Raw genomic sequence first — 25,732 nt, 5'->3', positions numbered from 1 at the left:
AGCGGATTGGGGGGAAACATGACGCTGTTCAGCCGGCTGCTCTACACCATCATCTCTGTCGCGCTGCTCGGTGCCTCGATCGTGCTGATCGGCGTCGCGGTCTGGCGGACCTCGCAGGGCTTCTGGACCGGCGAAGGCGCGCTCGACACGATGCTCGACGCGATCGGGCTTGTGATCATCGCCGTCGCCGTCGCCGATGTCGGCAAGTTCCTGTTCGAGGAGGAGGTCGTCGCCGATCGCGAGATGCGCCGCCCGGCCGAGGCACGGGGATCGCTGACCAAGTTCATGTCGATCATGATCGTGGCGCTCTCGCTGGAATCGCTGGTGCTGATCGCCAAGACCTCGCGCGAGACCATGGGGGACATCGTCTATCCCGGCCTGCTGATGCTGCTCGCCGTGCTGGCGCTGGTCGGGCTCGGCCTGTTCCAGAAGCTCAGCCAGAACGCGACGGCGGCGGTGCCGCCGGATCGGGGCGAGGATGAGAACGACGAAGCCGAGGAACGACCGCTCGCGATCGGCAAACCGTCCACACATTCCAGACGTCGCCCGGCTGCGCCAGCCGCTGATCCTGCTTAGCGCGGCTCATCGACCAGGAGCAGATCCGTGTCATCCGGCTTCGCCCCCGCCGCCGTGAGCATGGCGTGGATCTGGCCGCGATGATGGGTCTGGTGGTTGAAGAAATGCGCGATCACGAAGCCGCGCGGCTTGCCCATCTCGCGGCCAGCGGCGCCGGAATACCAGATCAGCGTCCCGCGCAGCCAATCGGCCGTGACCTTGTCCGCCCAATCGAGAATGAACTCATCGCGCTGGCGCCGGCGCGCTGAGAACTGCGCCCAGCCCTCGAAATAGACAGCCGAGTCACGGCCGCCGACAGCCGGCTTCTCGCTGCCGATGAGGCGGCTGAGCCAAGTCTCGTCGCCCCAGAGGATGTGGTTGAAGGTGCCGTGGATCGACTTGAAGAAGGCGCCGCGATCGAGCTTGCGGGCCGCATCGGTCAAGCTGTCCGCTGCCGCCATCAGGCTGCGGTTCTGCCAGGCATTATAGCGGGCCATGGTCTGGACGAAAGCGGGATCGACCATGGCGGCCTCCTCGTCAGATGACGTTGGCCTCCTTGAGCGGCCTCCCCTCCACGATGCGCTCGTGGCCGAGATCGGCAAGGTCGAGCGAGCGATAGCGGCCATGCGCGATATGCTCGGCAAGGCCACGCCCGACCGCCGGAGACTGCTGCAGGCCGTGCCCGGAGAAGCCGTTGGCGAGATAGAGGTTCGGCAGGCCGACCGCCGGGCCGATGATGGCGTTATGGTCGAGCCCGCACATGTCGTAGGGGCCGGCCCAGGCGCGGCCGGGCTTGATCTGCTCGAAGGCCGGGATGCGGGTCGCGAGCGAGGGCCAGACCACCTCCTCGAAGAAGCCCCAGTCGACATCCTCGGCCGCCGGGTCGTTCTCGATCCATTCGACATCCTGCTCCGGCGTCAGCGGCGAGCAGCTGCCGATGAAGAGCTGGCCTTCCGCCGTGCGCTTGCCCTCCTGCCGGCACCAGGCGCCGGTCGTGTCGATCAGGAGCGGGCAGCCATCGACATCGCCCTTGCAAGTGAAGGTGAAGACATAGCGCTTCATCGACTTCACCGGGATTTCAATCCCTGCCGTCGCGGCGAGCCTGGCGCCATGGGTGCCGCTGGCGTTGACGACAGCGCCGCAGGCGATGCGGCTGCCATCCGCGAGCTCGACAGCGGTGACGCGTCCGCCTTCCGTAATATAGCGCGCAACCTCGCCCTGCCGGTATTCGACGCCGAGGCTGCGCGCCTTCTTGCGGAAGGCCTGGAGCAGCGCCCAGCCGTCGAACCAGCCCTCGCCGCTGACGCCGAAGGTGCCGCAGGCGAGATCCTCGGTGTTGAGCCAGGGGAAACGTTGCTTCAGCGTGGTGGGATCGTAGAGCGCGATATCGGCGCCCTCGGCCGCTTGCAGCTTCTGGTTGGCTTCGAGGATCGGCGCGCCGGCCTCGCTCGCGAGATAGAGATAGCCGCCCTCGTGCAAGTCGATGGCCGGAACCTCGCCATCGACCGCGAGATGCCCGCCGATGTTGCGCAGGAAATCGACGCCGAAGAGCGAAATGCGGATATTCACCGCGCTCGAAAACTGCTGGCGGATCGAGGCGGCCGAGAGCGCCGAGGCCGAGAAGCGATAGGTCGGGTCCTTCTCGATCACCACGACCTTGCCGGTGAAGCCGGGATCGGCGGCGAGATGATAGGCGACGGAGGAGCCGATCGCGGCGCCCCCGCAGATCACGACATCGGCGCTTTCGGAGACGGGCGGCATGGCAGGCCTCGCGCAGCCGGCTTCGCTGGGAAAAGCCGGGTTGGTGAATTTCGCGCATGAATGAACGAGCGCAGCCCGCTTGTCGAGAGGGGCCTTAGTTCGCCGGCGCGCATTCTCCGAGCAGCCAGTCGCGGAAGGCAACGACGGTCGGCAGATTGGCCTTCTCCTCGGGGTAGACGAGATAGTAGCCGTCGCGGCCCGTCACCGGTCGGTCGATCGGGATGACCAGCGAGCCGGAGCGCAATTCCTCCTCGACGAGGAAACGCGGCACGATGGCCAGGCCCAGCCCCGCCACCGCCGCCTGCGCGATCATGGCGAATTGCTCAAAACGCGGCCCCATCAGGGCCCGTTCCGGCCCCAGCCCCTGCTGCTCCAGCCAGTCCGCCCAGGCGCGCGGCCGCGTCGATTGCTGGAGGAGCGGCGCGCGCAGCATGTCGGCCGCCCCCGTGATCCCGACCCGGGCCAGCAGGGAGGGCGCAGCGACGGGCACGACCTCCTCGCCCATCAAGCGATGCAGCCTTGCGCCCGGCCAGCTATCGGCGCCGAAATGCACGGCGGCGTCGACCTGCTCGCGGGCAAAGTCGAACGGCACCAGCTTAGTGGTGAAGTTGATGGTGATGCCGGGATGCCTCTCGATGAAGCGCGGCAGGCGCGGGATCAGCCAGCGCGTGCCGAAGGTCGGCAGGATCGCGAGATTAAGCACGCCGGCCGCACCGCGAAAGGCCATGGCGGAAACGGTCGCGGCCGCGAGACGGGACAGGCCGTCACGGATATCATTGGCATAGGCAGCGCCCGCCGCCGTCAGGCTGACACGCTTCTTGACGCGCTCGAACAGGCTGACGCCGAGCACCTTTTCGAGATGCGCGACCTGCCGGCTCACCGCGCCCTGCGTCAGGTTCAGCTCCTCTGCTGCGCGCGTGAAGCTGCCATGCCGGGCCGCCGCCTCGAAGGCGGCGAGCGCGGACAGCGAAGGCACCGAGAGCCGGCCGGGAACCAGAATATCATCCATGATAAATTCTCACCAAGTGATGAGAACATATCGGTTGCCGCCGCCCCAAGAAAGAGGGCATTCTGCAGGCCTCAAGCGCGGCGGCCTCCGGTTCCCGCGCCTTTATGTCATGCGCCCTAGGGCATGCGCCCTTTGGCTCCCGCTTGCGACCGCTGGAAGACAAAGATGGCCACATCCCTGCCGAAAGACACGCTCGCCCTGCTCAAGCGCCTCGGCGTTTCCGAAGCGTCTTACGCCGATGCCGGCCTGTCGGCCCGTTCGCCGATCACCGGCGAGACCGTAACGACGCTGCGCGAGACCTCTCCGGCCGAGGCCGAGGCCGCGATCGGCCGGGCGCAGTCCGCCTATCTCGCCTGGCGCAAGGTGCCGGCGCCGCGCCGCGGCGAGTTCGTCCGCCTGCTTGGCGAAGAGCTGCGCGCCGCCAAGACCGATCTCGGCCTGCTGGTGACGTTGGAAGCCGGCAAGGTCACCTCCGAGGGCCTCGGCGAGGTCCAGGAGATGATCGACATCTGCGACTTCGCCGTCGGCCTGTCGCGCCAGCTCTACGGCCTGACCATCGCCACCGAGCGCCCGAACCATCGCATGATGGAGACCTGGCACCCGATCGGCATCTGCGGCGTGATTTCGGCCTTCAACTTCCCGGTCGCGGTCTGGTCGTGGAACGCGGCCCTCGCCTTCGTCTGCGGCGACAGCGTCGTCTGGAAGCCCTCCGAGAAGACCCCGCTGACCGCGCTCGCCGTGCAGGCCATCGTCGAGAAGACGATGAAGCGCTTCGGTCCGGAAGCTCCGATCGGCCTCTCCGAGGTCCTGATCGGCGGCCGCGAGCTCGGCGACATCCTGGTGCAGGATCATCGCGTCCCGGTCGTCTCGGCGACAGGCTCGACCCGCATGGGCAAGGAAGTCGGCCAGAAGCTGGCCGCACGCTTCGCCCGTGCCATCCTCGAGCTCGGCGGCAACAACGCCGCGATCGTCGCGCCCTCGGCCGATCTCGACATCGCGCTGCGCGGCATCGCCTTCGCGGCGATGGGCACCGCCGGCCAGCGCTGCACCACGCTGCGCCGCCTGATCGTGCATGAAAGCGTCTATGACGCGCTCGTGCCGAAGCTCGCCAAAGTCTACGGCTCGGTGAAGATCGGCGATCCCCGCGAGGCCGGCGTGCTGGTCGGCCCGCTGGTCGACGAGGCCGCCTATCAGGGCATGCAGAAGGCGCTCTCCGAGGCCAAGGCCGAGGGCGGCAAGGTCCATGGCGGCGAGAAGGTCGATGTCGGTTCCGGCGGCTTCTATGTCCGCCCGGCGCTGGTCGAGATGCCCAAGCAGTGCGGCCCGGTCGAGCGTGAGACCTTCGCACCCATCCTCTACGTGATGAAGTACAAGTCCATCGACGAGGCGATCGCGATCCAGAACGCGGTCGGCGCCGGCCTGTCCTCCTCGATCTTCACGCTGAACATGCGCGAGGCCGAGCTGTTCGTCTCCGACGAGGGTTCGGATTGCGGCATCGCCAACGTCAATATCGGCCCCTCGGGCGCCGAGATCGGCGGGGCGTTCGGCGGCGAGAAGGAGACGGGCGGCGGCCGCGAGGCCGGCTCGGACGCCTGGAAGGCCTATATGCGCCGCGCCACCAACACCGTGAACTACGGCACCACGCTGCCGCTGGCTCAGGGCGTCAGCTTCGACGTGGATGCGTGACACGGAACGTCATTCCCGGGCGCCTGATAGCGGCGGCCCGGGAATCTCATGACAAGAAGACACTGGTTTCCGGGATGGTCGGATCAAGCCCGACCATGACGGTCTGAATATCAGGGAGACGAACACCATGGCCGGCAGCCACAAGCTCGCGAAGTTCACCTGGGACGATGCCTATCTGCTCGACGAGCAGCTGAACGAGGACGAGCGGCTGATCCGCGACACGGCCCGCGCCTATGCGCAGGAGAAGCTCGCCCCGCGCATCCATGATGCTTATCTCGACGAGAAGACCGACCGCTCGATCTTCAACGAAATGGGCGAGCTCGGCCTGCTCGGCGTCACCGTTCCCGAGGAATACGGCTGCGCCGGCGCCAACTACGTCTCCTACGGGCTCGTCGCCCGCGAGGTCGAGCGCATCGACTCGGGCTACCGCTCGATGATGTCGGTGCAGTCCTCGCTGGTGATGTTCCCGATCTATGCCTATGGCAGCGAGGAGCAGCGCAAGAAGTACCTGCCGAAGCTCGGCTCCGGCGAATGGGTCGGCTGCTTCGGTCTGACCGAGCCGGATGCCGGCTCCGATCCTGGCGGCATGAAGACCCGCGCCGAGAAGGTCGCCGACGGCTACAAGCTGACCGGCTCCAAGATGTGGATCTCGAACTCGCCGATCGCCGACGTCTTCGTCGTCTGGGCGAAGTCATCAGCGCATGACAACCAGATCCGCGGCTTCATCCTCGAAAAGGGCATGAAGGGCCTCTCCGCGCCGAAGATCGGCGGCAAGCTCTCGCTTCGCGCCTCGATCACCGGCGAGGTCGTCATGGACGGCGTCATCGTGCCGGAAGAGAACCTGCTGCCGAACGTCTCAGGGCTCTCCGGCCCGTTCGGCTGCCTCAACCGCGCCCGCTACGGCATCTCCTGGGGCGTGATGGGCGCCGCCGAGGATTGCTTCCACCGCGCCCGCCAGTACGGGCTCGACCGCAAGCAGTTCAACAAGCCGCTCGCCCAGACGCAGCTCTATCAGAAGAAGCTCGCCGACATGCTGACCGAGATCACGCTCGGCCTGCAGGGTAGCTTGCGCGTCGGGCGCCTGCTCGACGACGGCAAGATGGCCCCGGAGATGATCTCGCTGGTCAAGCGCAACAATTGCGGCAAGGCGCTCGACATCGCCCGCCAGGCCCGCGACATGCATGGCGGCAACGGCATCCAGATCGAGTATCAGGTGATGCGCCACGCCGCGAACCTCGAGACGGTGAACACCTACGAGGGCACGCATGACGTCCACGCGCTGATCCTCGGCCGCGCGATCACCGGCCTGCAGGCGTTCTTCTGAGCCCCACCCACCCCCCTCCGCGTCATCCCGGGCGACCGCAGGTCGACCCGGGATCCATTCCGGAACATCGCCGATCGGCGGTCAGGCATGGATCCCGGCTCTGCGCTTCGCTCCGGCCGGGATGACGGCGCGGATCGAGCCTGATGACTTCGACCCCTCCCCTCGCCGGCCTGCGCGTCCTCGAACTGGCGCGCATCCTCGCAGGTCCCTGGATCGGCCAGTTGCTGGCCGATCTCGGCGCCGATGTCGTGAAGGTCGAGGCGCCGGAAGGCGACGACACCCGCAAATGGGGCCCGCCCTTCGTCGAAGGCACTGGCGACGAGCATCTCTCCGCCGCCTATTTCCACGCGGCCAATCGCGGCAAGCGCTCGATCACCGCCGATTTCCGTACGCCTGAGGGACAGGCACTGGTTCGGCGTCTCGCCGCCCATGCCGACGTCGTGATCGAGAACTTCAAAGTCGGCGGCCTCTCGAAATACGGGCTCGACGCGGCTTCGCTGCGCAAGGAGTTTCCGCGCCTCGTCTATTGCTCGGTCACCGGCTTCGGGCAGGACGGCCCCTATGCGCCGCGCGCCGGCTACGACTTCCTCGTCCAGGGGATGGGCGGGGCAATGTCGATCACCGGCGAGCCTGAGGGCGCGCCGATGAAGGCGGGCTATGCGGTCGCCGACATCTATACCGGGCTCTATGCCTCGGTCGGCATCCTCTCGGCTTTGCGCCACCGCGACACCACCGGCGAAGGCGCGACGCTCGACCTCGCCTTGCTCGACTCGCAGGTCGCGGTGCTCGGCAACCAGGCAATGAACTATCTCGTCGGCGGCAATCCGCCGCCGCGGCTGGGCAACGCCCACCCGAACATCGTGCCCTATGACGTCTTCCCGGTCGCGGACGGGCATATCATCATCGCGACCGGCAATGACGGGCAGTGGCGCAAGCTCTGCGAAGTGCTGGGCGAACCGGCTTTGGCCGACCATCCCGACTATCTCGACAACAAATCGCGCGTGAAGAACCGCGTCGCGTTGACCGCCAAACTGCACCTGCTCTGCCAGCGTTATGCCAAGCTCGATCTACTGGCCGCGCTGGAGAAGGTCGGCGTGCCTGCCGGCCCGATCAACGATATCGGCGAGGTCTTCGCCGACCCGCAGGTGATCGCGCGCGGCGTCCGAGTCGACCTGTCGAGCGCGGCTGCGAAAGCGGGCAGCATTCCGACTGTCGCCTCGCCCATCGTCATGAACGGCGTGAGGCAGGTGGCAGGACGTCCGAGCCCACGGCTCGGCGAACATGCCGATGACATCTTGAACGACCCGGCCTGGGGAGGGCCGCAGCATGGCTAATCGCACTGGCGGGCAGATCCTCGTCGACCAGCTTCTGATCCACGGCGCCACCGACGCCTTCTGCGTGCCGGGCGAGAGCTATCTCGCCGTGCTCGACGCGCTGCACGACGCCTCGATGAAGGTCACCATCTGCCGCGCCGAAGGCGGCGCCTGCATGATGGCGGAAGCCGCCGGCAAGCTCACCGGCAAGCCCGGCATCTGCTTCGTGACACGCGGTCCCGGCGCCACCAACGCCTCGCCCGGCATCCATATCGCCGACCAGGACTCGACCCCGCTCATCCTCTTCGTCGGCCAGATCGACGGCAGCATGCGCGAGCGCGAGGCCTTCCAGGAGCTCGACTACCGTGCCGTCTTCGGCACCATGACCAAATGGGCGACCGAGATCGACGATGCCGCGCGCATCCCGGAGATCATCAGCCGCGCCTTCCATGTCGCGACCTCCGGTCGCCCCGGCCCGGTCGTGATCGCGCTGCCCGAGGACGTGCTGACCGATCTCGCGGATGTCGCCGACGCCGAGCCCTATCAGGTCACGGAGCAGCACCCTGCCCCGGCGCAGATGGCTGATATCGCCAAGCGCTTCGCTGCTGCCAAGTCGCCGGTCGCGATCCTCGGCGGCTCGCGCTGGAGCCCGGAGGCGATCGCCGATTTCCAGGCCTTCGCCGAGCGTTTCGACCTGCCGGTCGCGGTCTCGTTCCGCCGGCAGATGCTGTTCCCGGCCGACCATCCGAACTTCGCCGGCGATCTCGGCATCGGCCCGAACCCGAAACTGCTCGCCCGCATCAAGGAGAGCGATCTCGTCCTGCTGGTCGGCGGGCGCCTCTCGGAGATGCCGAGCCAGTCCTACACCCTGTTCGGCATTCCCAATCCGGGCCGGCCGCTGGTGCATGTCCATGCCGATCCGGAAGAGCTCGGCCGGGTCTACCGCCCGACGCTCGCGATCAACGCTTCGCCCGCCGGCTTCTGCGCCGCGCTCAAGACGATCGAGCCGCCGAAGGCCCCGGCCTGGAAGGGCGCCGGCGCTGCCGCGCATGAAGCCTATATCGCCTGGAGCGAGCAGCCGGCGCCCGTGCCCGGCGAATTCCATCCCGGCGAGATGGTGCGCTGGCTGCGCAGCCAGCTCCCCGAGGACGCCATCCTATGCAACGGCGCCGGAAATTACGCGACCTGGGTGCATCGCTTCCATCGCTTCAACAAATTCGCGACGCAGCTCGCCCCGACCTGCGGCTCGATGGGCTATGGCGTTCCGGCCGCGATCGGCGCCAAGCGGCTCTTCCCGGAGCGCACCGTCATCGCCTTCGCCGGCGACGGCTGCTTCCTGATGAACGGCCAGGATTTTGCGACGGCCGTGCAGTACGGCCTGCCGGTGGTCGTCATCGTCGTCGATAACGGCATGTACGGCACGATCCGCATGCATCAGGAGCGCGAGTACCCCGGCCGCGTCTCGGCGACGACGCTGAAGAATCCGGATTTCGCGGCCTACGCCAAGGCCTTCGGCGGCCATGGCGAGCGCGTCGAGAAGACCTCGGAGTTCGCGCCGGCCTTCGAGCGCGCGGTGAAGAGCGGCAAGCCCGCGATCATCCACTGCCTGCTCGACCCCGAGGCGATCACGCCTGCCAAGTCGCTCTCGACGATCCGGGCCGAGGCCTTCGCGGCGCAGAAGAAAGACTAAGAACGGCCGAACCACATCCGCTGCATCAGCCCGTCCCTGAGGACGAACTGATGCAGCAGGGCCGCGCCCGCATGGATGAAGGCGAGCGCGGCCATGATGTCGAACAGCGTCGCATGCGCCCGCAGCATCGCGTCATAGATGGCCTGATCCGGACCGATCGGATGCGGCACGGAAAACAGCCCGAAGAACAGCGTCGGGATCTGGATCGGCGCGGCAGCAGCCATCAGGAGGCCGGTGACCGGCAGTGCCAACAGGCAGAGATAGAGCCCGCCCTGCACGGTCGCAGCCGCGGCTCGCTGCCAGCGCGGCATCGGGACCGGCGCGGGCGCCGGCAGCAGACGCCGCACAATGAGGCGCAACAGAACCAACCCCGCGAGCGTCAGGCCGAAGGACTTGTGCCACTGGTAGAGCACGAAGCGGGAAAGCAGGTCGCGCGTCTCGTCGCCCATCAGGCGGGACAGCCCATATTGCAGCAGGATAAGCATCACCGTCGCCCAATGCAGCAGGATGATCAGGGGATGCCAGGTGCGGGAGCGCATCGCCGGCCATCCTAGCGCGAGATCACGCCCTTGATGTCGATCTCGACCTGATCGTCGACGATATTGACCTCGCGCCCGATCGCGAAGGCTGCACGCGAGAAACTCGCGCTGGCATGGAAGGGCAAAGTGCCGCCCGCACGCATGCCGGCCGGATCGCTCTCGGCGACGGCGATAACCGTGACAGGCTGCGACGCGCCCCGGATCGTGAGCTGGCCCGTGATCGAGAGGCTGCGCTCACCGGTGCGCGCCACCTGTTGGGAGACGAAGCTGGCAACCGGATAATGCGCGACGTCGAGCATCGTCTGCCCCTTGATGAAGCCGTCGACGAGATCGGCGCCCGTTCGCAGGGATGCGGTCTGGATCGTCATTCTGATCCGACTGCGCTCCGGCCGGTCGAAATCGAGTGCGATGGTGCCGTCGACAGTGCCGAAACGGCCGCTCGCCGTCGGGATGCCGAAATGACGCGCCACGAAGGCGACCGTGCCGCCGTCTCTCGACAAGGACCAGACGTCCTGCGCGAAGGCAGAAGCGGACGACGGCCCCAGGAGGGCCACGGCAAGCAGCGCACGCATCATCATGGCATGGCTCCTCGGCAGCCGGATGGCCCACATCTTAGGCCTGGCTCCCCACCGGCTGGCAGGGGCAGACACGCAGTTGTGAGGAAGCCCGGCCTCCGCGGGAAAGATTCTTAACCGCTTTCGTGAACCCGGACCGAACCTTTCGCGACCACTCGTCGTTGGTAAGACGACGACGTGGAGGCAAGGCGATGACGCGGGCATGGATGATGCGATTGGCGACTGTCGCAGCGCTCGCCTTTTCGGCTGCGCCCAGCGCCCAGGCGGCAGGCCTCTTCGACGATCTCGCTCGCGCGCTGTTCGGCGGCGGGCCGCGCCTGCGGGCCTCGCCGATCTACGAATATGACGACGAACCGCGCAGGCGGGCGCCCCGCGCCCGCGCGCCGGAGGTTTCCTCGAAACCCAAGCCACCCGTCGTGCAGCTCGATCCCCAGGCCGACAAGGAATGGTATCTCAAGGACCCGACGCTGCGGCGCGGCGACATCGTGGTCACCGCGGGCGGCGTGCTGGTCTATCAGGGCCGCAGCGCCGATGCGGCGCGTCCGGCCGATTTCGTCGCGCTCGGCGGCAACGATGCCAAGGGCTGGAAGCAGCAGTTGCAGACCGCAGCGGCCGGCGGGCGCGCTCGCTTCAGCGATCTCAGCACGCCGGCCAAGGCTTCCGTGACGGCCGAGGCCGCCGAGTAGGCGGCCGGCTTCAGCGCGGCTTCACCCCATCGAAGGTCGAGCGGATCGCGCGGGCGAGCGCAATCGCGGCCCAGCCCTGGAAGATCAATTCGACCGCGAAGAAGGTCCCGAGCACCCACAAGCTCGAACCCGGCCATTGCGCCAGGATCATGCCGCCGAGCAGCAGCGACAGCGCGCCCGAAAAAGCGATCCAGCCCCAGGCTGGCAGTTCCCGGTTCTGGAAGGCGACGACGAGGCGCAGCACGCCGGTCGCGACCAGCGCCGCACCGGCCAGCAGCGTCAGCGAGGCCGTGGCGAGCAGCGGGTTGGCAAAAGTCATCAGGCCGACCGCGACATAGAGCAGGCCGATGAGGATATGCAGCAGGCGGCTCTTCCAGCCCTGATGACGGAAGGCGTCGATCAGCACGACGATGCCGCCGACCAGGATCATCGCGCCGAACCAGATCGCACTGGCAAGGCTGAGCAGCGCGACCGCTCCGAGGCCGACGACGCCGAGAATGATGAGGGCGACGCCTGCCGCCATCAGCCAGCCGGAATTGCGCCGGAGTGGGACGAGATGCGTTGCAAGAGAGGAGCCCGAGCGGGGCGCGGATTCTGCAGGCGTGGTCATGGCCGACTCCGATTGGACGGGCCGCGACAGCCGGGGCGGCCTCGTCAGTGCAGGTCGCCATCAGAAGCCCGCGCGCAAGCCACGTCAATGATCTGGCGCAAGGCGCGCCGTCAGTAGGTCGCGCGACCGCCCGAGAGATCGAAGACCGCACCGGTCGAGAAGCTGCAGCGCTCGCTCGCGAGCCAGGCGACGAGTTCCGCCAATTCATCGACCGTTCCGAGCCGCTTCAGCGGGCTCTTGCCGATCATCGTTGCAACCGTCTCGGGGCTCATCTGCTGGAGCAGATCGGTCTCGATCGCGGCCGGCGCGACGGCATTGACGAGGACGCCCGTGCCGGCCAGCTCCTTGCCATGCGCCTTGGTGAAGGCGATGACGCCGGCCTTGGCGGCGCTATAGGCGGAAAGCGTCGGCGTGCCCTCCTTGCCGGCGAGGGAGGCGATGTTGACGATGCGGCCGTAAGCGCGCGGCACCATCACCTTCGCCACGGCCTGCGAGCAGAGGAAGGTGCCGGTCAGGTTGATCGCCTGCACCTTCTGCCATTGCGCCAGCGGCGTCTCCGCCACTGTGGTCGAGGGGCCGGTCAGGCCGGCATTGTTGACGAGTATGGCGATGGGGCCGTGCTCGCGTTCTGTTGCGGCCAGGGCCTGTGCGACGGAAGCCTCGTCCGAGACGTCACAGGCGAGATGCCGGCGCCCCGCTGTCGCGGGCGTCGCAATATCCCAGACAACCGGGACGAGGCCGTCCTGCTCCAGCCGACCGGCGACCGCGGCGCCGATGCCCTTGGCGCCGCCGGTGACGACGGCGATCCGCCGCTCCGCCATGGCTGGGCTCAGCCGAGCTTCGCGGCGACGAGCTTGCGCAGGCCGCGCAGGTCCTTGACGAAGCCGCGGATGCCTTCGGCCAGCTTCTCGGTGCCCATCGCATCCTCGTTCATGGCGAAGCGGAAGGCCTTTTCGTCGTAACCCAGCTTCTTGGCGACGCCCCCTTCCATCTGCGGCGACGAAGCCGGCGAAAGGCGGCGCGGCAGGTCGCCGGTCGCGGCGGCGAGCTCGTCGAGCAGGCCAGGCCCGATGGTCAGGCGATCGCAGCCGGCCAGCGCCTCAATCTCGCCGGTATTGCGGAAGGAGGCGCCCATCACGACGGTCTTGATCCCGAAGGCTTTGTAATAGGCGTAGATGCTCTTCACCGAGACGACGCCGGGGTCGGTCTCGGCCGTGTAGGGGCCGCCGCCGGCCTTGACGTGCCAGTCGAGGATACGACCGACGAAGGGCGAGATCAGGAAGGCGTTCGCCTCGGCCGCCGCGACCGCCTGCGGCAACGCGAAGAGCAGGGTCAGGTTGCAGTCGATGCCCTCGCCCTGCAGCACCTTGGCGGCCTGCAGGCCCTCCCAGGTCGAGGCGATCTTGATCAGGATGCGGTCCTTCTCGACGCCGCGCTCCTTGTAGGCGGCGATGACGGCACGCGCCTTCTCGATCGTCGCCTTGGTGTCGAAGGACAGGTCGGCATCGACCTCGGTCGAGACGCGGCCGGGGACGATCTTGGTCAGCTCAGTGCCGAAGCTCACCGCGAGGCGATCGCAGACGGCATGGACGGCCTTCTCACCGCTGCCCTGCTTCTTGCCCCAGCCGATCGCCTCGTCGACGAGATGCGCATAGGCCGGCGTCTCCACCGCCTTGAGGATCAGGGTCGGGTTGGTGGTGCAGTCGACGGGCTTCAGCCGGCGCACGGCCTCGATGTCGCCGGTGTCGGCGACGACGGTGGTCATCTGGCGGAGCTGGTCGAGCTTGGAGGCGGTCATCGGTCTATCCTCGGCAATTCTTCTTGTCGTAACGCATTCAATGTGGCGCCTGTTCACCGCAATGGCGAGAGCGATGAAGCAGTTCCGCCATGCGGCGAGCTGACGCCGCGCGTCATGCCCGAGCCTCCCGGGGAGGAACGGCACCTTTTCCAGCCTGAGATTCTCCGGTCGAAGCTGCGCTTCGCCCGAGAATGGCGCCTGGGAACCGCGCTCAGCTCTTCACCGCGCCCGAGGTCAGGCCACCGACCATGTTCTTGCGGAACAGGTAGTAGATCACCGCCGGCGGGATGGCATAGAGCAGGCCCGCCGCCATCAGCAGGTTCCAGGGCGCATCGTCGGCCGAGAGGAAGAGCCCGAGGCCCACCGCCAGCGGAACCGCCTTCTCCGAGGAGAGCAGCAGGAAGGCGTAGAGATACTCGTTCCAGGCGAGCAGCAGCGCATAGATGCCGATCACCACCATCGAGGGCTTCATCAGCGGCAGATAGACCAGCCGGAAGAGCTGGATCGAGGTGGCGCCGTCCATCACAGCGGCCTCGTCGAGCTCCTTGGGCAATTTGTCGGAAGCCTGCTTCAGCACCCAGATCGCATAGGGCGAGGCGAGCGCGACCATCGCGAGGATCAAGGAGGCCTGCGTGTTGAGCAGCCCATAGGAGCCCATCGCCTTGTACATGGGAATGGCGAGGAAGGCGGCCGGGATCAGGTAGGTCGCGAGCGCGAGGTTCATCATCGTGCGCCCGCCCCGGACCTTGAGGCGGGCGATGGCGAAGGCCGCGAAGGTCGCAACGAACAGCGTGATCAGCCCCGTCGCCACCGCGATGAAGAAGCTGTTGAACATCTGCCGCCAGAAATTGTGCAGATAGTAATGCTGCTGGGCGAAGACGATCTGGAAATTCTGCAGCGTCGGCTGGTCGGGCCAGAGCTTGCCGGCCAGCATCGATTCCTGGTTGGAGATCGACAGCACGAAGAGGTGGTAGATCGGCAGCAGCGTCCAGACCAGGACGGGGATCGCGATCAGCAGCAGCTTGCCTTCGTCGAGGAGCTTTCTCATGCGTCGGGCCCCTTCGACAGGCGCTTCACCATCACGAAGACCATCGGCAGGATCAGCGGCATGGCGACGATGATCGAGGCGATGCCGAGATCGAGATTGTTGTTGCGCATGTAGCGGATGCCGAGCGTCGCCAGCACATGGTTGAGGTCGCCCGGACCGCCGCCCGTGAGCAGGTAGACGCTGTTGAAGTCGCCCAGCGTCCAGATCATCGAGAGCATCGTCGAGGTGACGTAGAGCGTCGCCAGCGAGGGCCAGGTGATGAAGCGGAACTGCTGCCAGCGATTGGCGCCGTCGACACTGGCGGCCTCGTAGAGGTCCTGCGCGATCGCGAGCCGGCCGGTGATCAGGATCAGCGTCCAGAACGGCAGCGACTTCCAGATGTGGACGAAGATCGAGGAGATGAAAGCGAGCGTCGGATCGGTGAGCCAGCCCGGCCCCTCCATGATGCCGAACCACTGGAAGAGCTGCTGGTTCACCATGCCGTTCTCGGGATTCAGCATCACCCGGAAGGACAGGATGGTCGGGATCGAGGGCACCGCCCAGGGCAGGATGAACAGCACCAGCACGATCCGGATCCAGGGCCGCTGCTGTATGAAGAAGCCGGAGAGAGCGAGCGCGATCAGGAATTTCAGGTTCACCGCCACGAACAGGAAGATGACCGTGTTGACGACGGTGCGCAGGAAGATCGGGTCGGCGAAGAGCGCCCGGTAGGAATTCCAGTTGAGGCCGAGCCAGAGGCCATAGGCCACCGGGTAGACCACCATGACGGCGAAGACGAGGACGTAAGGGGCCAGCATGATGGCACCCCACATCGCGCGGTCGCGGGTGAAGCCCGAGTTATCCTCGCGTGGCGCCGCAAGCGGCGCGGTCATGACGGCTGAGCTCATGGACTCTCCGTGGAATTGTCACCCTGTGAAAGATACGCCGCGGCAAGGATTGCCGCGGCGGGTCGTCGATGCAAGCGGAACGAGGACCGGGCTCTACTGTCCTAACATCGGCTTGGCCCGAAAAGTGGGAGCCACTTTTCGGGCCGATGCTCAGCCGGCGATCTGCTTGATGCGGGCGATCATCTCGTCCACGGCCTGCTCGGCCGGGATCTTGTCCTGGACGACGCGGTTCACCGCCTTGGCCCAGACGTTCTCGGCATTCACGGTCGTGAAATTATAGTTGTAGACGAACTGGAACGGCACGGTGCCGTCCTTATACTGCTTGTAGACGACCGCGCGATGCGGATCCTTGCCATCCGACCAGAACGGCGCCTCGATCGCCTTCAGCGTCGTCGGCACCCAGCGCCCGGCCGAGCCTTCGACGAAGGGCCGCAGGTTCTCGTCCTTCATGAAGAAGGCCATGAACTCCTTGGCGCGCTTCTTGTTCTTGGCATCGGCGAAGATCACCGCGGTCTTCACGGCGGCGAGGTTGGTCATCTTGCTGCCGTCCGCCTTGAGCGGGAACTCGGCGGTGCGGATGTTGTCCTCATAGTTCTTCTTGGCCGTCGCCCGCTGCTCGGCCGTGAGCGCGGGGTTGCTCATGTCGTCCATGTGCTTGCCGGCGATCGAGATCGTGGCGTTGTGCGTGGCGACCGTGGTGCGGTTGTGGAAGGCGACGTTGTTGTCGGGGTCGAGCCAGTTCACCGAGGAGGGCGGGGTGCAGCCGCGCTGGAAGATGTTGGCGTAGGACTTCACCGCCTCGACCATCGCCTTCTTGTTGGCGGGCTGGTCGAGCACGATCTTGCCGTTCTCGTCGACGACCTGGGCGTTATAGGCGTTGGCGAAGGTCAGGAACGAATAGAAGGTGTCGGACGCCGCGATGCCCATCGGGTGGCCGATGCCGTAGACGCGCTTGCCCTTGGCGCGCAGCGCGCCCTGGACCTTGTCGCACCAGAAGTCCCAGTAGCCGTTCCAGGTCTTCGGGATGTCGGCCTCCTTGAAGCCGGCCTCCTCGAGCATGTCCTTCCAGTAGGTGATGTGCATCATCTGCTGCTCGACCGGGAAGGCATAGTATGACTTCTTGCCGGTCTTGCCGTTCATCAGGAAGGTGGTCGAGACCGCCATCGGCTGGAACTCGGCCTTCATCGGCTCGATCACGTCCGAGACGTCCTCGAGCTTGCCGTCATAGGCCCATTTGCCGGTGGTGCGGAAATCATAGGTCGTGCAGAAGCCGACATCCGGGGGCGTGCCGGCATCGACCGCGCCGACCGATTTCGTGACGCAGTCCTCGGTCGCGTAGAGCGAGAGTTCGACCTTGACGCCCGTCGCCTTCTGGAATTTGTCGACGACCGCCAGCAGCGCGTCGTCCTCTCCCTTGTAGAAGCCCTTGGTGAACCAGGCCGTCAGCGTCTCCTGCGCCATCGCGGCGCCGGACCAGCCCGCTACGACTGCCGCGACAGCCGTTCCCATGGCGAAATGCCGTACAAGCTTCATCCGATATCCTCCCATTTAAACCGTTTTAAAGCGACCTTATGGTCGTCTTGCCGCGACCCTAATCGAAAAGCCCCGCCCGAAACAAGCCGGGCGAGCCCCGCTAAATAGTATTTCTAATTCCAGAGTGCGCAACTGGTCCGCCGCGTGGAAACCGGGGACCGTTTCATGGAACTGTCATCTGCCGGGACTACCGGCAGCGCCATCTCGCAGACGCGATCAAGAGATGGAGTTTGACATGCAGCGCAAGGCCCTGAGCGCCTTCATCATCGCGGCCGGCCTCGCGGCCGCGCCGCAGGCTTTCGCCATCGAGGGCAAGCTGGTGCTCTATACCAGCCAGCCCAATACCGACGCCCAGCAGACGATCGACGCCTTCAAGGCGAAATATCCGAAGGTCGAGATCTCCTTCGTCCGCGACGGCACGCCGCGCGTGATGGCGAAGCTCAAGGCCGAGTTCGAGGCCGGCGCCCCGCAAGCCGATATCCTGCTCATCGCCGATGCCGTGACCATGGAAGGTCTCAAGAAGGACGGGCGCCTGTTCGCCCATGACAAGGCCGATCTTGCCGCCTATCCGGCCGGCATCCACGACCCGCAGAAGATGTGGTTCGCGACCAAGCTGATCACCACCGGCATCGTCTACAACACCAAGGCTACGATGAAGCCCGCGAGCTGGACGGACCTCATCAAGCCGGAGGCGAAGAATCAGCTGGTCATGCCGAGCCCGCTGAACTCCGGCGCCGCGCTGATCCACACGATCACCCTCACCAGCAACCTGGGGGACGGCTGGGGCTTCTACGAGAAACTCAAGGAGAACGGCACGCTGGCTGCTGGCGCCAATGGCGACATCCTGCGCCAGGTCGCCACCGGCGAGAAGCTCTACGGCATGATCGTCGACTTCATGCCGATCCGCGAGAAGGCCAAGGGCGCGCCGGTCGAATTCGTGTTCCCGAGCGAAGGCGTCTCCGCCGTCAGCGAGCCGGTCGCGATTCTGAAGACCACCAGGAATCCGGAAGCCGCCAAGGCCTTCATCGATTTCCTGCTCTCGAAGGAGGGCCAGGAGCTGGCGCTGAAGCAGGGCTATGTCGCCGCCCATCCCGACGTCGCCCTGCCGGCCGGCTATCCCGCCCGCAGCGCGATCAGGCTGATGGCCTTCGAAGCCGCCAAGGCGCTCGCTGAAGAGACCGCCGCCCGCAAGCGCTTCGGCTCGATCTTCGAGTGATGACGGCTTTGCTGCAGCAGCGGTCGGCGCGATGACGCTGGCCGTTGCCCGAAACATCCGGCGGGAGCCCGCGATCGCGGCCCCGCCGGCTCCACGTTTGCGCCTGCCGGAAGGCTGGAGCCTGCCTGCTCTCGTCGTCGCGGTCGCTCTGCTGCTCGGCGGCCTGCCCTTCTTCAGGCTGGTCGCGGCCGCCTTCGCGCCCGGCTGGCAATTCGCGCCGGGGGAAGCCTTCGTCGAGATGGCAAGCCGCGCAGCGATGACCGCAACCTGGCATACGCTGGAAACGGCCTCGCTCTCGGCGCTCGGTGCGCTCCTTGTCGGCAGCGTCGTCGCGCTGGCGCTCGGCGTCACCGATGTCAGGGGCAAGCGCCCCCTCGCCTTCGCCTTCGTCTTCTCGATGATGATCGCGCCGCAGGTGGCGGCGCTCGCTTTCCTGAGCTTGCTCGCGCCGAACTCGCCAATCCTCTCGCTGATCGGGCTCGCGCCGCCACCGGGTACCCCGAACCCGCTGCTCGGGCGCGGCGGCATCATCCTCGTCATGGCGCTGCATCATGCGCCGCTCGTGGCGATCACGCTCTGGACCGGGCTGCGCAGCATCCCGCAATCGCTGGTCGAAGCCGCGCAGATGGAGGGCGCCGCGCCCGCGACCATCACCACGCGGATCGTCATCCCCGTGCTGCGGCCGCAGATCATCGCCGCCGGGCTGATCGCCTTCGTCGCGGGCGTCGGCAATTTCGGCATTCCGGCCTTGCTCGGCCTGCCCGTGAACTACCTGACGCTGCCGACGCTGATCTATCGCCGGCTGTCGAGCTTCGGCCCGTCGAGCCTCGGCGAGACGGCCGCGCTCGCGGTGCTGATCGGCGTGGTCGCGGCGCTCGGCATCGCCGCCGCCGCGCTCGCCGCCCGCAACCAGCGCGGCAAGGTCGAGATCGAGCGGCCTCTGGAGCCCTATTGGCTGCTCGGTTCGGTCCGCCCCTTTGTCGCTGTCGGGCTCTGGCTGCTGCTCACGCTCAAGCTTGGATTGCCGCTGCTGGCCCTGCTCAGCGAGGCGCTGACTCCGGCGCTGGGCGTGGCGCTTTCCTGGCAGACGCTGACCTTCGACAAGTTCACGGAAGTTCTGTTCCGGCAAGCGGTGACCATGCGCGCCTTCCGCAACTCGCTGATCTTCGCCGGCAGCGCCGCGCTGATCCTCGCCATCCTCGCGATCGTCTTCGCCTATGGGCTGGAAAGGCGGCTCGGCAGGTTCCGTCGCGCCGTCGAGCTGATGATCGAACTGCCCTATGCGCTGCCGGGCATCGTCCTGGCCATCGCCTGCATCCTGATCTTCCTGAAGCCGCTCCCGTTGATCGGCGTCAGCATCTACGGCACGCCCTTCATCATCCTCTTCGCCTATCTCGCCCGCTTCCTGCCGCTGGCGCTGAAGGCGCCGGTCGCAGCGATGGCCCAGATCGAGGCGCATCACGAGGATGCCGCGAAGCTCGACGGCGCCAATCTCCCGCAGATGCTGCGCTTCATCGTCGCGCCGATCCTGGCGCCGGCTGCCGCCGTCTCGGCGCTGATGGTCTTCCTCGTCGCCTTCAACGAGTTGACGGTCTCGGCCCTGCTCTGGTCCTCGGGCACCGAGACGCTCGGGGTCGTGCTGTTCAGCCTGAAGGAAGCCGGGCTTGCCGGCGAGGCGGCCGCCGTCGCGATCAGCGCCTGCGTCGTCATCCTCGTCGTGATGCTGGCGCTCGACCTGATCGGGCGCAACCGGCAGCACAATATCCTGCCCTGGCGGATCTGAGGCCTCTCCGTACAGGTCATCAAAGCGCAGCCGTTGTCTCAGCAGATGTGACGGAAAATTAAACTTGGGGGCGCCCTAGATGGAGCATGGGTGCCCATCAGACATTACAGGCCAGGCCGGAGCCCGTGCCGGACGATCGCCAGATTCTCGTCATCGAGGATTCACGAACCTTCTCGCTGGCGCTGCGGCAACTTCTCCAGGCCGAGACCGGACTGCCCGTCACGACCTGCGCATCGCTGAAGGAGGTCAGCGACCTCATCGTCGCGGCGCCCGGCGCCTACGCGATCGCCGTGGTCGACCTCAACCTGCCGGATGCTCCGCGCGGCGAGGCGCTCGACTGGACCGTGACCCACGGCATCCCCTCGGTCGTCTTCACCGCCACCTTCGATCTCGCCACGCGCGGGCGGATCATGGAGCGGGAGGTGATCGACTACGTCCTGAAGGACAATGAATTCGCGCTTCCCAACATTGTCGGCACGGTCAAGCGGGCGCTCAACAACCGCAACACCCGCATCCTCGTCGTCGACGATACCCGCACCACCCGCAAGGTGCTCGCCCGGATGCTGTCGATCCAGCAATATGCCGTGGTCGAGGCCGGCTCCGGACAGGAGGCGCTGGCGATGCTGGAGAGCAATCCTGACATCCAGCTCGTCGTCAGCGACTACTATATGCCCGACATGGACGGCTTCGAGCTGGCACGGCGCATCCGCCGCCGCCATCCGAACGTGCGCGTCCTCGGCATCTCCTCCTCGACCGATCGCCAGACCTCGGCCGGCTTCCTCAAGGCCGGCGCGCATGACTTCGTCTCGCGCCCCTTCGTGCTGGAGGAGTTGCAATGCCGCATCGCCTCCAATGTCGAGGTCCTCGACCAGCTCAGGCAATTGCAGGACCTTGCAGCGCGCGATTTCCTCACCGGCCTGTTCAACCGCCGCCATTTCTTCGCCCGTGGCCGGCAGCTCGTCGGCGAAGCGCGCGATATGGACCTCCCGGTCTCGATCGCTATTCTCGACATCGACCATTTCAAGCGGCTCAACGACCGCTACGGCCATGACGGTGGCGACCAGGCGCTGACGGCGGTTGCGAGGACACTGAGCATCATGGCCGAGCGCGGCTTCAACCTGCTCGCCCGCATCGGCGGCGAGGAATTCGCCATCATCTTCCCGGGTGCCGATCTCGCCGAGGCCGAGCGCCTGTGCGAAGGCATCCGGACGGCCATCGCCGGCGCGCCGCTGACCATCGAGGGAGAAATCCTGCCGCTCACGGTCTCGATCGGCGTCGCTTCGATCGGCCCCCGCGATGCGCTCGAAGCTGCCCTCGGGCTGGCCGACCAGGCGCTCTACGCAGCCAAGCAGGACGGGCGCGACAAGGTCCGCACCGCTGCCGCCTGAGGCTATTCCGCTGCGATGCGCGACTCGGGCTTGTGCTCGCCCATCAGCAGGGCACGTGACGCCTTCACCTCGCGGACGACGAAGTCGACGATGGCGCGAACTCGCGCGACATCCTTCAGGTCGGCATGAACCAGGAGCCAGAAGGAGCGCGTGATCGAAACCGTCTCGGGCAGGACGGGCACGAGCCGCTTCTCTCCTTCCGCCATGAAGTGATGGATCACGCCGATGCCGGCACCGGCGGCGACGGCATTCATCTGGGCGATGACGCTCGAGCTCTGGACATGGGCGCGCAGGCCCTTGGCAACCTCGTCGAGATAGTCGAGCTCGGGCGAGAAGATCAGGTCGTCGATATAGCCGATGATGCGATGCTCGAAGAGGTCCTCCGGCTTGGTCACCGGCGGCATCGAGGCGAGGTATTCCGGCGAGGCGTAAAGCCCGAGGCGGTAGTCTGAGAGCTTGCGGGCGACGACCTTGCCTTCCTTGGGCGGGGCCAGCGTGATCGCGACATCGGCCTCCCGCTTCGACAGCGAGAGCAAACGCGGCATGGCGATGAGCTGGATCTCGAGGCCCGGATAGGATTTCGCGAACAATGCCAGGCGTGGCGCGAGGAACGAGGTGCCGAGACCATCCGGTGCGCCAATCCTGACGGTGCCCGACAGCGCCATGTCAGCGCCGCCGATATCGCTCTGGATCGCGAGCGCCTCGGTTTCCATGCTTTCCGCCTTGGCGAGCAGGCGCTCGCCGTGAGCGGTCAACATGTAGCCCTGCGGGCGGCGCTCGAAGAGCTTGGCCTTCAGCGCCTCCTCCAGCGAGGTGATGCGGCGCGAGACGGTGGCATGATCGGCGCCGAGGCGGCGCGCCGCCGCGGTCAGGCGCCCGGAACGCGCGACGGCAAGGAAAAAGCGGAGGTCGTCCCAGTCGAAGCGCTCCAAGGTCCTCTCCCCGTATTTGTGTTTTCGCACGGCCGACGTTTCACTCTCGCTATAGCCGTGCATAAACGAGAATGGTAGAGACGATGCGGGATCATCGCACCATCAGTTCGTAGGGAGGGCGCCATGCGTCAGGTTGGACATTTCATCGGCGGCAAGCATGCCGCGGGCACGTCGGGTCGCACGGCCGACATCTACCAGCCGATGGACGGCACGATCATCGGCAAGGTGGCGCTGGCCTCGACGGCCGAGCTCGACGCCGCCGTGCGGAACGCCGCCGAGGCGCAGCCGAAATGGGCCGCCGTCAATCCGCAGCGCCGCGCCCGCGTGCTGATGAAGTTCATCGACCTGATCGCGCAGAACAACGACGCGCTCGCCGAACTGCTCGCCCGCGAGCACGGCAAGACCATTCCCGATGCCAAGGGCGACATCCAGCGCGGCGTCGAGGTCCTGGAATATTCGCTCGGCATCCCGGGCCTAATGAAGGGCGAGTTCACCGACGGCGCCGGCCCCGGCATCGACATCTATTCGATGCGCCAGCCGCTCGGCGTCGTCGCCGGCATCACCCCGTTCAACTTCCCGGCGATGATCCCGCTCTGGAAGCTCGGCCCCGCCATCGCCTGCGGCAATGCCTTCATCCTGAAGCCCTCCGAGCGCGACCCGGGCGTGCCGATGCGCTTCGCCGAGCTCTTCATCGAGGCCGGCGGCCCTCCCGGCATCCTCAACGTCGTCAACGGCGACAAGGAAGCGGTCGACGCCATCCTCGACCATCCCGAGATCAAGGCCGTCGGCTTCGTCGGCTCGACCCCGATCGCGGAATACATCTACGCCCGCGGCTGCGCGGCCGGTAAGCGCGTGCAGTGCTTCGGCGGCGCCAAGAACCACATGATCATCATGCCGGACGCCGACATGGACCAGACCGTCGATGCGCTGATCGGCGCGGGCTACGGCTCGGCCGGCGAGCGCTGCATGGCGATCTCGGTCGCCGTCCCGGTCGGCAAGGCCACCGCCGACGAACTGGTCAAGCGCCTGATCCCGCGCGTCGAAAGCCTGAAGATCGGCCCCTCGACCGATACCAGCGCCGATTACGGCCCGGTCGTGACCAAGGCGGCGATGGAGAAGATCAAGTCCTATGTCGATATCGGCGTGAAGGAAGGCGCCAAGCTCCTGGTCGACGGGCGCGACTTCAAGATGCAGGGCTACGAGAACGGCTTCTATGTCGGCGGCTGCCTGTTCGACAACGTCACCAAGGACATGAGCATCTACAAGGACGAGATCTTCGGACCGGTGCTCTCGGTGGTGCGCGCCGAGACCTATGACGAGGCGCTGAAGCTGACCAACGACAACGAATACGGCAACGGCACCGCGATCTTCACCCGCGACGGCGACGCGGCACGCGACTTCGCCTCGAAGGTCCAGGTCGGCATGGTCGGCATCAACCTGCCGATCCCGGTTCCGCTGGCCTATTACACCTTCGGCGGCTGGAAGCGCTCCGCCTTCGGTGACCTCAACCAGCACGGCCCGGACGCGATCCGCTTCTACACCAAGACCAAGACGGTGACGGCGCGCTGGCCGAGCGGTATCAAGGATGGTGCGAGCTTCGTCATCCCGACGATGAACTGAGGCGCCACCGACGGAGGAGGCCATGGAGCGACCGCTGCGCATCATCGCATCGTCGCTCGTCCTCCTCTGCGGTATGGGGCCGGCCCTCGCGACCGGCCCCTCGCCCGACGCCACATCCTCGTCCGAGGATGCGCTCTGCGAGCCGGGCGCATCCGAGAACGCGCCCCTCGGTGAAGTGCAGCTCGCCCGCTGCCGCCGGTTCTGGCAGCAGCGGGTCGAGGCCGCCCGGGAGCGGAGCCGGAGCTATGTCGAGGGATTGATCGAGGATAGCCGGCAGCGGCGGGAACGCGCGGCGAGCCTGCCGCCGCCAACTCCTGCGCCCGTGACGGTCGAAACCTTCCTCGGCAGCGATCTCGCCTATGGCGATGTGGTGGTGACCGACAAGGGGCCACGCGTCTTCGTCGGGAAGGCCGGAGAAGCTGCCGGACCCGAGGATTTCGTCGCCCTCGACGCGGCCCGGTCGCCGCATCGCGGCCGTGCCCAGCCCTATGACGGGGCCTATCCGCAGCCCAAACGCCCTCAGGCCGCGAAGCCGCGGCCCGCCGCCCTCAAGCCCCAGGAGCGCCAGCCTTGAGCCCGTTTTCCCTGACCGAGGACCAGATCGCGATCCGCGACATGGCGCAGGACTTCGCCGCCGAGACATTAGCGCCCCATGCCGCGCGCTGGGACGAGGAGAAGCATTTCCCGGTCGAGGAAATGCGCGCCGCAGCCGCGCTCGGCATGGGCGGCATCTATATCCGCGACGATGTCGGCGGCTCCGGCCTCTCGCGTCTCGACGCAGCCTTGATCTTCGAAGCGCTCTCGACCGGCTGCCCGACGGTCGCGGCCTATATCTCGATCCACAACATGTGCGCCTGGATGATCGACCGCTACGGTTCGGACGAGCAGCGCCAGCGCTTCCTGCCGAAGCTCTGCACCATGGAGCATCTGGCGAGCTACTGCCTGACCGAGCCCGGCGCCGGCTCCGATGCCGCCGCGCTCAAGACGAAGGCGATGCTGGACGGCGACCATTACGTTCTCGACGGGCAGAAGCAGTTCATCTCCGGCGCCGGCGTCTCCGACATCTATGTCGTGATGGCGCGCACCGGCGAGGCCGGCCCCGGGGGCATCTCGACCATCGTCGTCGAGAAGGACACGCCCGGCCTCTCCTTCGGCGCCAACGAGAAGAAAATGGGCTGGAACGCCCAGCCGACGCGCGCCGTGATCTTCGAGAACTGCCGCGTGCCCGTGACGAACCGCCTCGGCCCGGAAGGCATCGGTTTCAAGATCGCCATGGCCGGGCTCGATGGCGGCCGACTCAATATCGGCGCCTGCTCGCTCGGCGGGGCGCAGGGCGCGCTCGACCGATCGCTGGCCTATGCCAAGGAGCGCAAGGCTTTCGGCTCGGCCATCGCCGATTTCCAGGCCTTGCAGTTCAAGCTCGCCGACATGGCGACCGAGCTGGAGGCGGCCCGCAGCCTGCTCTGGCGCGCGGCGGCGGCGCTCGACGCCAAGACGCCGGATGCGACCAAGCTCTGCGCCATGGCCAAGCGCATCGCCACCGATACCGGCTTCGAGGTCGCCAACCACGCCCTGCAAATCCATGGCGGCTACGGCTATCTCGCCGATTACGGCATCGAGAAGATCGTCCGCGACCTGCGCGTCCACCAGATCCTCGAGGGCACCAACGAGGTGATGCGGATGATCGTGGCACGCGGGCTGGTCGGCCGGTCCAAGGGGAATTGACGCCGGAGGCGTCATCCCGACCGCCGAACGGCGACCTGGGATGACAAGACGAGA

General features: G+C 66.6%; 24 protein-coding genes. 12 read left to right on the top strand and 12 right to left on the bottom strand.

Translation table 11 applies throughout. From position 1 onward, the window contains the following. The first annotated feature begins 18 nt into the window (after positions 1-18). The gene (locus tag FHT98_RS18195) at positions 19-576 is read left to right on the top strand and encodes a GNAT family acetyltransferase (protein WP_142114833.1); all 558 of its coding nucleotides are present in this window, start codon (positions 19-21) and stop codon (positions 574-576) included. On the opposite strand, the gene FHT98_RS18190 is transcribed toward FHT98_RS18195, so the two are convergent. From FHT98_RS18190 to FHT98_RS18180, 3 genes are all read right to left on the bottom strand, one after another. Continuing rightward, positions 573-1,079 carry a DinB family protein gene (locus FHT98_RS18190; RefSeq protein WP_061965197.1) on the bottom strand — a complete coding sequence of 169 codons (507 nt, stop codon included), beginning with the start codon at positions 1,077-1,079 and terminating at the stop codon, positions 573-575. The two genes, FHT98_RS18195 and FHT98_RS18190, sit on opposite strands and share 4 nt — an antisense overlap. A 13-nt stretch (positions 1,080-1,092) precedes the next feature. Further along, complete coding sequence (locus tag FHT98_RS18185) at positions 1,093-2,316, bottom strand: NAD(P)/FAD-dependent oxidoreductase (RefSeq protein WP_142114832.1); 1,224 nt, start codon at positions 2,314-2,316, stop codon at positions 1,093-1,095. Positions 2,317-2,410: 94 nt separating this feature from the next. Then, entirely contained in the window at positions 2,411-3,325 is a 915-nt protein-coding gene (locus FHT98_RS18180) for a LysR family transcriptional regulator (protein WP_142114831.1), read from the bottom strand. Between the two features lie 165 nt (positions 3,326-3,490). Here FHT98_RS18180 and amaB point away from each other — a divergent pair, with 165 nt between their 5' ends. The 4 genes from amaB to FHT98_RS18160 all read left to right on the top strand — a co-directional run bounded on the left by amaB (position 3,491) and on the right by FHT98_RS18160 (position 9,338). After that, on the top strand, positions 3,491-5,011 hold the full coding sequence (amaB, locus tag FHT98_RS18175; RefSeq protein ID WP_142114830.1) for an L-piperidine-6-carboxylate dehydrogenase: 1,521 nt from the start codon (positions 3,491-3,493) through the stop codon (positions 5,009-5,011). Between the two features lie 127 nt (positions 5,012-5,138). Beyond that, positions 5,139-6,335, top strand: a complete 1,197-nt coding sequence (locus FHT98_RS18170) for an acyl-CoA dehydrogenase (protein WP_142114829.1) — start codon at positions 5,139-5,141, stop codon at positions 6,333-6,335. Positions 6,336-6,478: 143 nt separating this feature from the next. Then, a complete protein-coding gene (locus tag FHT98_RS18165) occupies positions 6,479-7,669 on the top strand; it encodes a CaiB/BaiF CoA transferase family protein (protein ID WP_142114828.1) in 1,191 nt (396 codons plus the stop codon). Continuing rightward, positions 7,662-9,338: a thiamine pyrophosphate-binding protein gene (locus FHT98_RS18160; RefSeq protein ID WP_142114827.1), complete on the top strand. Its 1,677-nt coding sequence runs from the start codon at positions 7,662-7,664 to the stop codon at positions 9,336-9,338. The genes FHT98_RS18165 and FHT98_RS18160 overlap by 8 nt, the downstream gene beginning before the upstream one ends. On the opposite strand, the gene FHT98_RS18155 is transcribed toward FHT98_RS18160, so the two are convergent. Together FHT98_RS18155 and FHT98_RS18150 are read right to left on the bottom strand one after the other, a co-directional pair. After that, on the bottom strand, positions 9,335-9,877 hold the full coding sequence (locus FHT98_RS18155; protein WP_142114826.1) for a cytochrome b: 543 nt from the start codon (positions 9,875-9,877) through the stop codon (positions 9,335-9,337). The genes FHT98_RS18160 and FHT98_RS18155 overlap by 4 nt on opposite strands. Positions 9,878-9,888: 11 nt before the next feature. Next, positions 9,889-10,455 carry a YceI family protein gene (locus FHT98_RS18150; RefSeq protein WP_170843312.1) on the bottom strand — a complete coding sequence of 189 codons (567 nt, stop codon included), beginning with the start codon at positions 10,453-10,455 and terminating at the stop codon, positions 9,889-9,891. Positions 10,456-10,643: 188 nt separating this feature from the next. Here FHT98_RS18150 and FHT98_RS18145 point away from each other — a divergent pair, with 188 nt between their 5' ends. Beyond that, a complete protein-coding gene (locus tag FHT98_RS18145; protein ID WP_139163487.1) occupies positions 10,644-11,138 on the top strand; it encodes a hypothetical protein in 495 nt (164 codons plus the stop codon). Between the two features lie 10 nt (positions 11,139-11,148). Here FHT98_RS18145 and FHT98_RS18140 read toward each other — a convergent pair whose 3' ends face one another. The 6 genes from FHT98_RS18140 to FHT98_RS18115 form a co-directional block, all read right to left on the bottom strand. After that, on the bottom strand, positions 11,149-11,748 hold the full coding sequence (locus tag FHT98_RS18140) for an HdeD family acid-resistance protein (RefSeq protein ID WP_082617101.1): 600 nt from the start codon (positions 11,746-11,748) through the stop codon (positions 11,149-11,151). A gap of 110 nt (positions 11,749-11,858) precedes the next feature. Beyond that, a complete protein-coding gene (locus FHT98_RS18135) occupies positions 11,859-12,569 on the bottom strand; it encodes an SDR family NAD(P)-dependent oxidoreductase (protein WP_142114825.1) in 711 nt (236 codons plus the stop codon). A gap of 8 nt (positions 12,570-12,577) precedes the next feature. Then, positions 12,578-13,546: a transaldolase gene (gene tal / locus FHT98_RS18130; RefSeq protein ID WP_113585321.1), complete on the bottom strand. Its 969-nt coding sequence runs from the start codon at positions 13,544-13,546 to the stop codon at positions 12,578-12,580. Between the two features lie 211 nt (positions 13,547-13,757). Beyond that, a complete protein-coding gene (locus tag FHT98_RS18125; protein WP_142114824.1) occupies positions 13,758-14,594 on the bottom strand; it encodes a carbohydrate ABC transporter permease in 837 nt (278 codons plus the stop codon). Continuing rightward, positions 14,591-15,466: an ABC transporter permease subunit gene (locus tag FHT98_RS18120; RefSeq protein ID WP_113585375.1), complete on the bottom strand. Its 876-nt coding sequence runs from the start codon at positions 15,464-15,466 to the stop codon at positions 14,591-14,593. Before FHT98_RS18120 ends, FHT98_RS18125 begins: the two co-directional genes overlap by 4 nt. Positions 15,467-15,631: 165 nt before the next feature. After that, the gene (locus FHT98_RS18115) at positions 15,632-17,014 is read right to left on the bottom strand and encodes an ABC transporter substrate-binding protein (protein WP_142114823.1); all 1,383 of its coding nucleotides are present in this window, start codon (positions 17,012-17,014) and stop codon (positions 15,632-15,634) included. Between the two features lie 235 nt (positions 17,015-17,249). Between FHT98_RS18115 and FHT98_RS18110 the strand changes: the two genes are divergently transcribed. The 3 genes from FHT98_RS18110 (at position 17,250) to FHT98_RS18100 (ending at position 21,401) form a co-directional block, all read left to right on the top strand. Next, positions 17,250-18,230, top strand: a complete 981-nt coding sequence (locus FHT98_RS18110; protein ID WP_142114822.1) for an ABC transporter substrate-binding protein — start codon at positions 17,250-17,252, stop codon at positions 18,228-18,230. 31 nt (positions 18,231-18,261) lie between these two features. Continuing rightward, positions 18,262-20,013 carry an ABC transporter permease gene (locus FHT98_RS18105; protein WP_142114821.1) on the top strand — a complete coding sequence of 584 codons (1,752 nt, stop codon included), beginning with the start codon at positions 18,262-18,264 and terminating at the stop codon, positions 20,011-20,013. Between the two features lie 86 nt (positions 20,014-20,099). Then, positions 20,100-21,401, top strand: coding sequence for a GGDEF domain-containing response regulator (locus FHT98_RS18100; protein ID WP_142114820.1), 1,302 nt, complete (start codon positions 20,100-20,102; stop codon positions 21,399-21,401). A 2-nt stretch (positions 21,402-21,403) separates the two neighbouring features. On the opposite strand, the gene FHT98_RS18095 is transcribed toward FHT98_RS18100, so the two are convergent. After that, a complete protein-coding gene (locus FHT98_RS18095) occupies positions 21,404-22,333 on the bottom strand; it encodes a LysR family transcriptional regulator (protein WP_142114819.1) in 930 nt (309 codons plus the stop codon). Between the two features lie 123 nt (positions 22,334-22,456). Between FHT98_RS18095 and FHT98_RS18090 the strand changes: the two genes are divergently transcribed. The 3 genes from FHT98_RS18090 to FHT98_RS18080 are packed head-to-tail and all read left to right on the top strand — an operon-like array spanning position 22,457 to position 25,678. Then, complete coding sequence (locus FHT98_RS18090) at positions 22,457-23,953, top strand: CoA-acylating methylmalonate-semialdehyde dehydrogenase (RefSeq protein WP_061965233.1); 1,497 nt, start codon at positions 22,457-22,459, stop codon at positions 23,951-23,953. A gap of 22 nt (positions 23,954-23,975) precedes the next feature. Further along, positions 23,976-24,527 (top strand): hypothetical protein, encoded by a 552-nt coding sequence (locus FHT98_RS18085; RefSeq protein WP_142114818.1) that lies wholly within the window; start codon positions 23,976-23,978, stop codon positions 24,525-24,527. Further along, positions 24,524-25,678 (top strand): isobutyryl-CoA dehydrogenase, encoded by a 1,155-nt coding sequence (locus FHT98_RS18080; protein ID WP_185745210.1) that lies wholly within the window; start codon positions 24,524-24,526, stop codon positions 25,676-25,678. Before FHT98_RS18085 ends, FHT98_RS18080 begins: the two co-directional genes overlap by 4 nt. The last annotated feature ends 54 nt before the right edge of the window (positions 25,679-25,732 follow it).

Source organism: Allobosea sp. AK1 (genome assembly GCF_006714945.1).
Lineage (GTDB): Bacteria > Pseudomonadota > Alphaproteobacteria > Rhizobiales > Beijerinckiaceae > Allobosea > Allobosea robiniae.
Note: the sequence above shows the minus strand (reverse complement) of the source record. Positions and strands in the feature narration are given on the sequence as shown.

Coding starts and splice junctions, on each gene's coding strand:
- FHT98_RS18195 (WP_142114833.1), top strand. CDS start 19: ATGACGCTGTTCAGCCGGCTGCTCTACACCATCATCTCTGTCGCGCTG.
- FHT98_RS18190 (WP_061965197.1), bottom strand. CDS start 1,079: ATGGTCGATCCCGCTTTCGTCCAGACCATGGCCCGCTATAATGCCTGG.
- FHT98_RS18185 (WP_142114832.1), bottom strand. CDS start 2,316: ATGCCGCCCGTCTCCGAAAGCGCCGATGTCGTGATCTGCGGGGGCGCC.
- FHT98_RS18180 (WP_142114831.1), bottom strand. CDS start 3,325: ATGGATGATATTCTGGTTCCCGGCCGGCTCTCGGTGCCTTCGCTGTCC.
- amaB (WP_142114830.1), top strand. CDS start 3,491: ATGGCCACATCCCTGCCGAAAGACACGCTCGCCCTGCTCAAGCGCCTC.
- FHT98_RS18170 (WP_142114829.1), top strand. CDS start 5,139: ATGGCCGGCAGCCACAAGCTCGCGAAGTTCACCTGGGACGATGCCTAT.
- FHT98_RS18165 (WP_142114828.1), top strand. CDS start 6,479: ATGACTTCGACCCCTCCCCTCGCCGGCCTGCGCGTCCTCGAACTGGCG.
- FHT98_RS18160 (WP_142114827.1), top strand. CDS start 7,662: ATGGCTAATCGCACTGGCGGGCAGATCCTCGTCGACCAGCTTCTGATC.
- FHT98_RS18155 (WP_142114826.1), bottom strand. CDS start 9,877: ATGCGCTCCCGCACCTGGCATCCCCTGATCATCCTGCTGCATTGGGCG.
- FHT98_RS18150 (WP_170843312.1), bottom strand. CDS start 10,455: ATGATGATGCGTGCGCTGCTTGCCGTGGCCCTCCTGGGGCCGTCGTCC.
- FHT98_RS18145 (WP_139163487.1), top strand. CDS start 10,644: ATGACGCGGGCATGGATGATGCGATTGGCGACTGTCGCAGCGCTCGCC.
- FHT98_RS18140 (WP_082617101.1), bottom strand. CDS start 11,748: ATGACCACGCCTGCAGAATCCGCGCCCCGCTCGGGCTCCTCTCTTGCA.
- FHT98_RS18135 (WP_142114825.1), bottom strand. CDS start 12,569: ATGGCGGAGCGGCGGATCGCCGTCGTCACCGGCGGCGCCAAGGGCATC.
- tal (WP_113585321.1), bottom strand. CDS start 13,546: ATGACCGCCTCCAAGCTCGACCAGCTCCGCCAGATGACCACCGTCGTC.
- FHT98_RS18125 (WP_142114824.1), bottom strand. CDS start 14,594: ATGAGAAAGCTCCTCGACGAAGGCAAGCTGCTGCTGATCGCGATCCCC.
- FHT98_RS18120 (WP_113585375.1), bottom strand. CDS start 15,466: ATGACCGCGCCGCTTGCGGCGCCACGCGAGGATAACTCGGGCTTCACC.
- FHT98_RS18115 (WP_142114823.1), bottom strand. CDS start 17,014: ATGAAGCTTGTACGGCATTTCGCCATGGGAACGGCTGTCGCGGCAGTC.
- FHT98_RS18110 (WP_142114822.1), top strand. CDS start 17,250: ATGCAGCGCAAGGCCCTGAGCGCCTTCATCATCGCGGCCGGCCTCGCG.
- FHT98_RS18105 (WP_142114821.1), top strand. CDS start 18,262: ATGACGCTGGCCGTTGCCCGAAACATCCGGCGGGAGCCCGCGATCGCG.
- FHT98_RS18100 (WP_142114820.1), top strand. CDS start 20,100: ATGGGTGCCCATCAGACATTACAGGCCAGGCCGGAGCCCGTGCCGGAC.
- FHT98_RS18090 (WP_061965233.1), top strand. CDS start 22,457: ATGCGTCAGGTTGGACATTTCATCGGCGGCAAGCATGCCGCGGGCACG.
- FHT98_RS18085 (WP_142114818.1), top strand. CDS start 23,976: ATGGAGCGACCGCTGCGCATCATCGCATCGTCGCTCGTCCTCCTCTGC.